Origin of the sequence: Pseudomonas sp. EL_65y_Pfl2_R95 (assembly GCF_963971045.1) — a bacterium.
Lineage (GTDB): Bacteria > Pseudomonadota > Gammaproteobacteria > Pseudomonadales > Pseudomonadaceae > Aquipseudomonas.
This window is the reverse complement of sequence record NZ_CAXAOV010000010.1, coordinates 18,301-27,738: the sequence shown is the minus strand read 5'-3', so window position 1 is coordinate 27,738 and position 9,438 is coordinate 18,301. Positions and strand designations below refer to the sequence as shown.

The 9,438-nt window shown below is 54.7% G+C and carries 8 protein-coding genes; 4 read left to right on the top strand and 4 right to left on the bottom strand.

The features are described 5' to 3' along the window. The 4 genes from AACY09_RS21830 to AACY09_RS21815 form a co-directional block, all read left to right on the top strand. The coding region (locus AACY09_RS21830) for a hypothetical protein (RefSeq protein WP_339491021.1) at nt 1-187 on the top strand (187 nt) is incomplete at its 5' end. A gap of 220 nt (nt 188-407) precedes the next feature. Beyond that, a complete protein-coding gene (locus AACY09_RS21825; RefSeq protein ID WP_339491019.1) occupies nt 408-1,070 on the top strand; it encodes a paraquat-inducible protein A in 663 nt (220 codons plus the stop codon). Further along, complete coding sequence (locus tag AACY09_RS21820; protein WP_339491018.1) at nt 1,057-1,680, top strand: paraquat-inducible protein A; 624 nt, start codon at nt 1,057-1,059, stop codon at nt 1,678-1,680. Before AACY09_RS21825 ends, AACY09_RS21820 begins: the two co-directional genes overlap by 14 nt. After that, the gene (locus tag AACY09_RS21815; protein ID WP_339491017.1) at nt 1,673-3,979 is read left to right on the top strand and encodes a PqiB family protein; all 2,307 of its coding nucleotides are present in this window, start codon (nt 1,673-1,675) and stop codon (nt 3,977-3,979) included. Before AACY09_RS21820 ends, AACY09_RS21815 begins: the two co-directional genes overlap by 8 nt. Nucleotides 3,980-4,042: 63 nt before the next feature. On the opposite strand, the gene AACY09_RS21810 is transcribed toward AACY09_RS21815, so the two are convergent. Genes AACY09_RS21810 through mksB form a run of 4 tightly spaced genes read right to left on the bottom strand, consistent with a single transcriptional unit; the run spans nt 4,043 to nt 9,399 of the window. Continuing rightward, complete coding sequence (locus tag AACY09_RS21810) at nt 4,043-4,582, bottom strand: serine acetyltransferase (protein ID WP_339491016.1); 540 nt, start codon at nt 4,580-4,582, stop codon at nt 4,043-4,045. Nucleotides 4,583-4,601: 19 nt separating this feature from the next. After that, nucleotides 4,602-7,436, bottom strand: coding sequence for an Mks condensin complex protein MksF (mksF, locus tag AACY09_RS21805; RefSeq protein ID WP_339491015.1), 2,835 nt, complete (start codon nt 7,434-7,436; stop codon nt 4,602-4,604). Further along, entirely contained in the window at nt 7,433-8,134 is a 702-nt protein-coding gene (gene mksE, locus AACY09_RS21800; RefSeq protein WP_339491014.1) for an Mks condensin complex protein MksE, read from the bottom strand. The genes mksF and mksE overlap by 4 nt, the downstream gene beginning before the upstream one ends. Further along, on the bottom strand, nt 8,131-9,399 hold the full coding sequence (gene mksB / locus AACY09_RS21795) for an Mks condensin complex protein MksB (protein WP_339491012.1): 1,269 nt from the start codon (nt 9,397-9,399) through the stop codon (nt 8,131-8,133). Before mksB ends, mksE begins: the two co-directional genes overlap by 4 nt. Nucleotides 9,400-9,438 lie beyond the last annotated feature (39 nt).

The window sequence follows — 9,438 nt, the reverse complement described above, 5'->3', positions numbered from 1 at the left end:
TGAGAGTAGGTCATCGTCAAGCGCCTATACCAAAACCCCAGATCATGAAAATGGTCTGGGGTTTTACTTTGCGCCAAAGAAAAGTTTAGACCGCCAAGGTGTTGAGCGTTCGCAGATAGTGGTGGGGCTGATGGTGGCCGAAAAGAGCGTCGACCACCAGAGACCGCGTTTAGCCCTGGTGACGTAGGGGGCAACGCGCAGCCTGGCCACCGAGGTGTGGAGGGTTCGCCGCTGGTTATGGCTGAAAGCAGCGTCGACCTCCGAGAACGTCAGCTGTGGACTTGTACCAGGTCTGTCATATAGTTCTCTTGATCCTAACTACACCTTTTGCAAGAAGATAAGCCGTTGTTTAACACCTGAGACAAGAGTCGTCGTTTACACTAGCCACACTTTGTGAAGGGGCATATATGGCGGAGCCGATTGAAGCGACATCGCGGGCTGGGCATTCGATTGAGCAACTGATTGCATGCCATGAGTGCGACCTGCTGATGCACAACCAACCTATCGAAGATGGGGAGAAGATCGAGTGCCCGCGCTGTGGCTACGAACTCTACAGCCATCGACATCAGGTTATACGTCGCAGTATGGCATTGGTTCTGGCTGCCCTGTTGCTGTATATCCCGGCGAATTTCCTGCCGATCATCGAGCTTAATCTGCTTGGTCAGGAGACACAGGATACTGTCTGGTCAGGTGTGCTGGGCTTGTATGACAGCGGCATGCAGCCAGTGGCTGTTGTTGTGTTTTTGAGCAGCATGGTAATTCCACTGTTCAAGTTACTGATTCAGTTATTTGTTTTGCTCAGTATCCGTTTCGACTTTGGGCGCAGCTACGGCTTGTTGTTCTATCGCATGTACCATCATATGCGCGAGTGGGGCATGCTCGAGGTATACCTCATGGGCATCTTGGTGGCAGTGGTTAAGCTTGTAGATGTTGCTGACCTGACCTTTGGCGTTGGCTTGCTGTGCTTTGTCGGGCTATTGCTGTTGCAGGTGTGGCTTGAAGTGACCATGTCGCCACATCAGATCTGGCAGGGACTATCCGGTGAGGAGGGCGTCAGTGAGAGCCATTGATGCAGGATTGTTGGTGTGCGATGAATGCCACAAGCTAATCCCCATTGATACGGATGCAGACAAGCAATTCTGCCCACGCTGCGGCGGTAGAGTACATGCACGGCGCCCCAATAGCTTACTGCAGACCTGGGCGCTGCTGATCACGTCGGCGATCTTGTATATCCCGGCTAACGTGCTGCCTATTATGCGCGTAAGCTCATTGGGTAGCGGCCAATCTGACACCATTATGTCTGGCGTTATTGAACTGGTTAACTACGGCATGTATCCAATCGCTGCAGTGGTGTTCATCGCCAGCATTATGGTGCCGACGTTCAAGTTGGTGGGCATTGGTTTACTGCTTTACTCAGTGCAGCGCCGTCAGCCAATGTCGCCCCGCCAGCGCATGCTGATGTACCGGTTTATCGAGTGGATTGGGCGATGGTCGATGCTCGATATTTTTGTGATCGCGATTTTGGTCACTGTGGTCAAGTTTGGCAACTTAGCGACCATTGAACCTGGGTGGGGGGCGGTTGCCTTTGCCAGTGTGGTGATCCTGACCATGCTCGCTGCATTAACCTTTGACCCACGCTTGATTTGGGACAACACGGATACGGATGACTTTGATGAATGATTTGCCTTTGTCTAAAAAGCGACCCGCCTCGAACTGGTCGGCGATCTGGATATTACCCATCATCGCGTTATTGATCGGAGGTTGGTTGGCTTGGAAAGCCTATGATCAAGCCGGGATCATGATTGAGGTTAGATTTCCAAGCGGTGGAGGCATCGAAGCTGGTAAAACTGAAGTTATCTATAAAGGTATTTCAGTGGGTAAGGTCAAAGCGGTCAGCCTCGACAGCGAAGGCAAGACTGACGAAGTCGTTGCGACTATCGAAATGAGTAAAGAAGCCGAAGACCATTTGCTGAAAGGCACACGTTTTTGGTTGGTTAAACCCAGTGTTTCTTTGGCTGGCGTTACCGGGCTGGAAACCTTGGTTTCAGGTAACTACATCGCTGTGAGTCCGGGTAAGGGCGAGCCCACGCTTAAATTCAGAGCCCTCGATGAGGCCCCGCCGTTATCCAATGATACCCCCGGCCTGCACCTGACGTTAAAGGCCGATCGCTTAGGCTCTATAGATAAAGACAGCCCGGTATTTTACCGCCAACTGAAAGTGGGTCGGGTGAAGGACTATGTGCTGGACGATGATCAACAGACTATCCGTATCCACATCTTTATTGAGCCTGAATATGCCAATCTGGTGCGCAAACATACGCGGTTCTGGAATGCCAGCGGCATCACTATTGATGCTGGCTTATCGGGGTTCAAACTGCGCACAGAGTCACTTGCCAGTATTGTCGCCGGTGGTATTGCCTTTGGTACAGCCGAAGACCACAAAGACAGCCCCGCAACGGATCCGACTCAGCCATTTCGTTTGTATGACAGCTTCGACGCCGCTCAGGCTGGCATCAAGGTCGTGGTTAAACTACCGGATTTCGAAGGGCTCGAAGATAATCGCACGCCGGTGATGTACAAGGGGATTCAGATCGGCACCCTGAAGAAACTGAAGATTAATGATGACCTGCAAGGTGCTACCGCCGAATTGACCCTGGACCCGTTAACCGAGCGTTATCTGGTTAAGGGGACCGAGTTTTGGGTGGTTAAACCCTCAATCTCGCTGGCTGGTATCACGGGTATAGAGGCGCTGGTCAAAGGTAACTATATCGCCATTCGCCCAGGCGAAAAGGGTGGGGCGCCGACGCGTGAGTTTGAGGCGCGCAGCAAAGCTCCTCCACTGGATTTAGGTGCGCCTGGTCTACATTTGGTGATGCGCAGTGAAAATCTTGGCTCCATCGAAGTGGGCAGCCCGATTCTCTATCATCAGCTAAAGGCCGGTACAGTCCAGAGCTTCCAACTGGCGCGCAACAATAAAGAAGTGCTGATTGGCGTGCATATCACCCCTGAGTATGCCCATCTGGTCAACAATACCAGCTACTTTTGGAACGCCAGCGGCGTGACCCTCAAGGGTGGTTTATCGGGCATCGAGGTCAAGAGCGAGTCTCTGCAAACCCTGATTGCCGGAGGTATTGCCTTTGAGACGGCTGATCTTGGTGGCACCCGCTCGAACAAGCGTATCCAGATGTTCAATCTGCATAAGGATCGGGCTGACGCAACGAAGTCGGGCACGACCATAACCATTCGGGTTGATCGCGCGGATGGACTCAAGCCTGGCGCAGCGATTCGCTATAAAGGCCTGGACGTCGGCACCATTGAAAGCCTTGAGCTGACGAAAGACCTGCGCGCCGTGCAGCTTAATGCGCGTATTACCCAAGGTGATGCAAGGGTTGCGCGCACGGGGAGCACATTCTGGGTGGTTAAACCGGAGCTTGGTTTAACTCAGGTCGATAACCTCGACACCTTGATCCGTGGGCAATACGTTGAGGTTGCCCCCGGCAACACTCAAGAAAAGAAACAGACGCAGTTTGTAGCGCTGACCGCACCGCCAAACTTTGCCGAATACGAAGAAGGCTTGCGTCTGGTGTTGAGTACAGCACGTCGTGGATCATTGAAGATCGGTGTGCCCGTGACCTACCGCGAAGTGGTAGTCGGAAAGGTGGTCAGCTATGAGCTGGGCGCAACCGCTGACCGGGTGCTGATCAGTATTTTGATCGAGCCCCGCTACAAGGGCCTGGTTCATACCGGTAGCCGGTTTTGGAACACGTCTGGTATTGGCGTTGAGGCAGGCTTGTTCAAAGGCGTGAAGCTACGCACGGAGTCGCTTGAGACCTTGCTGGCAGGTGGCGTTTCCTTTGCTACGCCGGATAATCCTGACATGGGCAAGCAGGCGACTGTCGGGCAGACCTTCGCCTTGTTTGATGAGCCCAAGGACGAGTGGCTGCACTGGGCACCGAAAATCCAGCTCCCTAGAAAGTAAACAGGACATACAACAAGGGCCGCATTTGCGGCCCTTGTTGTATGTGTAGCAAACCGTTTTCGTTCAACCTTTCGGGATTAAGCGCGACGTTTTGTCGGTGATATAGGTGTGATGAGACGGAATGCTTTTATTGACGAAGCTCATGGCGCCGATCGTGACGTGATCACCGATAAAGGTGTCACTGCCGATAATGCAGCTATTGGCACCGATATCCACATAGTCACCGATGGTGATCGGCGTATCGCTTTTGTAGTCGGTGCCAATGGTTGTGTTCTGCCGGATCGTAAAGTGTTTGCCAATCCGAACGGCCTTGGTGATTACGATGCCCGTACCATGGCCGATGACCAGACCCTCGTCGATTTCAGCGCCGAGCATTATCTCGGTGCCGTGTTTACTTATCAGACCGTTGTTGATGCCTTTGGCAAACGACTTCAGTGTGCGGTTATTTTTCCTGGCCAGATAATCAGCAAACCTGAACCAGAATAAATAGTGACAAGGGCGACTACGGCGCACACGTCGCCATAAGCGTAGCCATGAAAATGAGGTGTCTGGCCCACCGAGTACTTCGATATGCCAGAGTCTTTTAAGTCTGCTGTATTCCAAGCAACATGTCCTTTAAGCGTTAGCTTACGGTTTCTTCATCGGCAACTGATTGTGTCACCTTGACTGTGGTTTCGCGCGGTCTGATGTACTTCCAGTCGGCCTCGTCGATATAAATACCATTGGGGCCACTGCCACCTTCAAGGTCGATCGCCACATGGGCTGAAACCTGCGGCTTAACCGACGCCAGGATTGGTACAAAGCCAAGTTGTAGGCTGGTTTCGATCAAAGCTTGCTGGTTGCGCTCATCAATATCTGCCGCTTCATCCAGGTAGTAAGGCAGGCGCACACGGCCAGCTTGGTCACGATCCATCAAGTGCAGCAACAGGTACATGTTGGTCAGCGCCTTTATGGTCATGGTCGTACCGTTGGACGCTGCGCCGTCAATGTCGGTATGAATCACCGGCTGGCCATTGACCTTGGTGATCTCGAATGACAATTCAAACAGCTCTTTCAAGCCAAGTTGGTTGTGATTAGCCGCCACCAGACGTGCCAGGTACTCTTTGGCTTCTTCGTTTTTGATGTCTTGATCGGCGGATTGGGTCAGGTCAAACACCGAGAGGGTTTCACCTTCTTCATACTGGCCGGCACTGTGGATAATCTGGTCAATGTGCTTGAGGGCCTCTTTGTTGGGCGCCAGCACAATGCGGAAACTTTCCAGGTTGGACACTTGGCGCTTGTTGATTTCACGGTTGAACAGAGCCAGTTGATGCTCGAGGTTGTCGTAGTCACTGCGGATGTTGCGTAGCGTGCGGGCAATGTCGGTGACGGCTGCGCGGCGGGCTTTGGCCAGGGTCAGGGCTTCATCCTGACGGTGGGCATAGGCGTTGACCAGCAAGTGCAAGCGACGCTCTACGTCGTCTTCACTGTCGAACTTAGCCACACCTTTCAAACGCACTTGTGCATACAGCGCGTCCACTTGGCCATCAATACGCTGCAAACCTTGCCAAGCATCTTGATAATCATTGAGCAGCGGCAGCAGGTTATCCAGCGAGTCATCCACCGGGTCGGTAAAGGGTGTGCCGAAGGGTAGATCAGATGGCAGAAGCTGACGGCGGCGCAATGCATCTTCGAGGGTGCGTTCTTTCGCTTCAAGGTCCGCCAGCTGACGGCCAACCAACTGCAGCTTGGCCGAGAGTTGCTGGACGCGCTCAGTGAAGGCGTCACTGGAGCGCTTCAGTTCATCCTGAGCGGCCTCGTGGACGGCCAACTGCTCTAGCTTGGTTGGCTTCTCTGCGGCCAGGGTTTCACTGCGGCGGAAGTCTTCAAGGGCTTTCTGCGCGTCGAGTACGTCTTTGTACAGCTGCTCAGCCTGGGACTTACTTGCCGCGCGGTCAGCGGCAACGGCCTGTTGAGTTTTCAGCTGCTTGTATTCGCGGTCAAGACGGTCCTTCTGGTCGCGCAGCGCTGCGCGGTCAGCCAGTGCCTGCAGAGCAGGGGGCTCGATGTGTGTTAGGTTAATCGACAAACCAGGGACTTCAAACTGCTCGCCTTTGAAGCCATCGAGAATCGCTTCAAGGGACTTAACCCAGGCATCACCCTCTTCAACGTGGATGCCTTTCTCGCCCAACGGCAGGCTAAACAGCTGGCCGTTGAACAGGCGCATCAGGCGATCTACATCCTGCTGTGAAAACTCTTCGCGCAAACGCGAGTAACTGTTGTTGTCAGCATGCTCGAGCTGTTGCTTGACCGATTTAAGGCGCTTATCCAGATCACGCAGACGCTCATCCAGGTCTTCACTGGAGAACTGTCGGGACTGCGCCAATGCACCGGCGAGTTCGTCGTGGGCATCCTTGGCCGCCAGCAGTTGTTGCTCCAATACTTGCACGTTATCGACCAGCGCAAAGCGGTGTGTCAGTACATCAAGCTCGCCAAGCCAGCGCTGAATTTCGCTGATCTCGCGTTCAAGACGCATCAGTTCCTGGGTACCGCCGCGTTGTTCGCTCTGCAAGCCATCTTGTTCGCTGCGATAGTGCTCGGCTTGGATCACCAGTTCCTCGCGGCGAGCGCCGGAGTAGTCCTGCCAAGTACCAAGCAGGCTGTCGAGAAGGGGAGATAAGCGATGCAGCTTGCCGCGCAGTAATTCGCGCTGAGCGACACCGGCAGAGAGCGCCTCAATCAGCGGTCCAGCGGTGACCAGTGCCTGGTAATCCTGCTCCATGCGACGCACGTCGCGGAAGGCTTCTTCGGTCGCCGCAATGTAATCAACACTGCCAGAGCGCAAGCTGTGCTCGAAGGCATCGAGAAATAGCTGCTTGAGCTTGGCCGCGGTGATTTCGCGCATGTGCAGCAGGTTGATAAACAGGGCGCGGAAGGTTTTCAGGCTCTGCTCACTGGTCGAGCGCAGCGGAATAATCGTCAGGTCCAGAGGGATCGAGGTATGGCCGCCAACGAGCAAGCGCCGCAACTCATCCGGTTTGAGTTCATAGGCCTTGATGCCTTCGCGCTCGAGATTGTTAAACAGCTCGCGCTGGCGCAAACAGGTGCCGTTTTTCTGGTAATGATCGAGATCCAGTTCGCCGGCATAGGCAAAGAACTGGTGACCGAAACCGCCACCAGGGCCACGCCCTGCCACACCAATCACATGGGTGCCATGGGGCAGGGAAACCTCAACCAGGATATAGCTGGTGTCGGTGGCAAAGTAGAATTTGCGCGACTGCTCCAGGCTGTACTTGCCGAAGCTCATGTCCGACATACGCGCCAGAATCGGGAATTGCAGGGCGTTGATCGAAGCACTCTTGCCCAGATTATTGGCGCCGTAGACTGACAACGGATTTTCCAGGGGGAAAATGCCCAAGCTGTAGCCTGCGGTGTTTAACAGGGCAAAACGGCGAATGCCGTAGCGTTCCTGGCTCATGCATCAACCTCCTGGTTTGCGCGTTCTGCGGCAATGGCATCAGCCATGGCTTGTTCTTCGGACACTTCGTCAGCGTCGGTCAGTGGCTCGTTGATGCGAATGATTTCTTCCTCTTCATCGCTGACCAAGACTGGCGTTGGCAGCGCCAGGTTGCTGTGCAGGCTGGCAGCCAGGTCGCGGTCTTGCTGGACCGACAGGCAGACATCGAGGAAGCGGTGCATCGGTGCGAGGAAGCGATAGAGGCCGTTGTCTTCGCTGGCAAAACCCAACTGACAAAGACGGCGCATGACTTTTTCTTCAAGCTCCTCTTGGGTCGTTACTTCTGCCTGGACGAACAGGTCGCGGTACTTATCCAGCAACGCGGGCAATTCATCACGGCCGAGGCTGCCGCCGTCCAGCACGGCCAGCGGGTCACGGCCTTGGTCAGCAAGGTGTTCAACCAGAATAAAGGTGAACAGGGCCAGACGCTGTGCAGTTTTATTGACCTGAGCACCGATTTGCTCAGGCACAAAGTAGTAGAAACCACGGGGGTCACAGGTCAGCTCAAAGCCAAGCGCCTTGAATAGGGTGCGGTATTGATCTTGCTGGTTGGACAGCTGCGTATACAGCTCCGGGTCGCGACGACTTACGTGGTAACCCTTGAACAACTCGCGGAATACGGGCGCCAACTGGCTCAGTTCGGAAAGGTCGATATTCATAGGCTGCTCTTCTCGGCTTTGCTGGACGCCGCATTACTTTTAATTAGGGCGAATGAACTCAGGCTGACCTGATGCTCGGCGGTAAGGTAATCGCGTCGCTCAAGGCGATCGCGTTGGAAACGTGAGTCACGGGACAAGCGTGAGAACCAGTACAGCAACTCATCGGTTGCACCTTCGGGTTCCTGCTCAAGCAACCAGACCATAAGATCGGGTAGCGGCAATGCCTGCTCGCAGCGTTCGAGCATCTCCCGGGCGGTGCGCGGTGCGCGAGGTGATTGACCTTTGCGGTTGCTGGTCGCCTTCGGAAAGTGCGCTGGTTTTGGTTCAAAGCGGGCGAGGGCATAAACATAAGCCTCCACCTGCGATGCGCTCCCAAGGAAGGTACTTTGCGGGCGGCTGAACATCGGCATTGACGCCTGAGGTACGGCATCAAGCCCTTTACGGCGAATCGCGGAAAGCGCCAATGCGGCACCGCGGGTCACGGCGTTATGCCTGCGCGCTTCTTCACGCAGGGGCAGTAATAACTCACGGGCGCGACGCAAAGTCAGCTGCGCTGTGGTTTGCATCTCGAGAATACGGGCATGGGTGCGTAACAGCAGATCGTCATCGACTAATTGGCCAAGGCGCTGTTGCTCACTCAGCAGGCGCAGCAAGACATGCTCAACCCGATTGACGCCCTGCTCGAAAGCGCCATCGGCGGCGACCAGTTGGATCATCGGCTCAACGTATTCATCCCAGGTCGCCAGTACTTCGGCGTAACGCTGACGTAGCGGGATTTGCCGGTCGCTGGTCTTGGCGCGGTCTGCTACGGCGACAAGCGCCTGCTCATCATTCAGCAGTTTTTTCAGCACATCGCGCACGCGCATATCCAGCAAGCGCAACTGGCGGGCCAAGTCATGGGCGTCGCGGACCTCAAACGCATCCTTTATATAGCCAGCCAAGCGTTCAAGGTGGCGCAGGTAGGCTTCAATTTCCAGGCACAAGCCCAAGCGATGTTCGCGTCGCAGGTAGGCCAGGAAGTCATGAATCTGTGCATTGAGCTCAAAACGGTTCGGGCTTTTAGCGACCGGCACCAATATGTCCAACCGAATCCATTGGTCGAGCAGCGCGGTGATGTCGACTGGAGTGCTGTCCGGTAATTGCGCTGCAAGCTGACTGCGCAATTCAATCAGGCTCAAGGTCCCGGAGTCAAAGTGCTCGCAAAGCGGCTCAAGTAACGTCCAGTGTTCGGCAAGGGCACGCAATACGCGCTTGGGGTCAATCATTGAGTGGCCAATCGCTCAATTGAGAAAAACACCAATTGT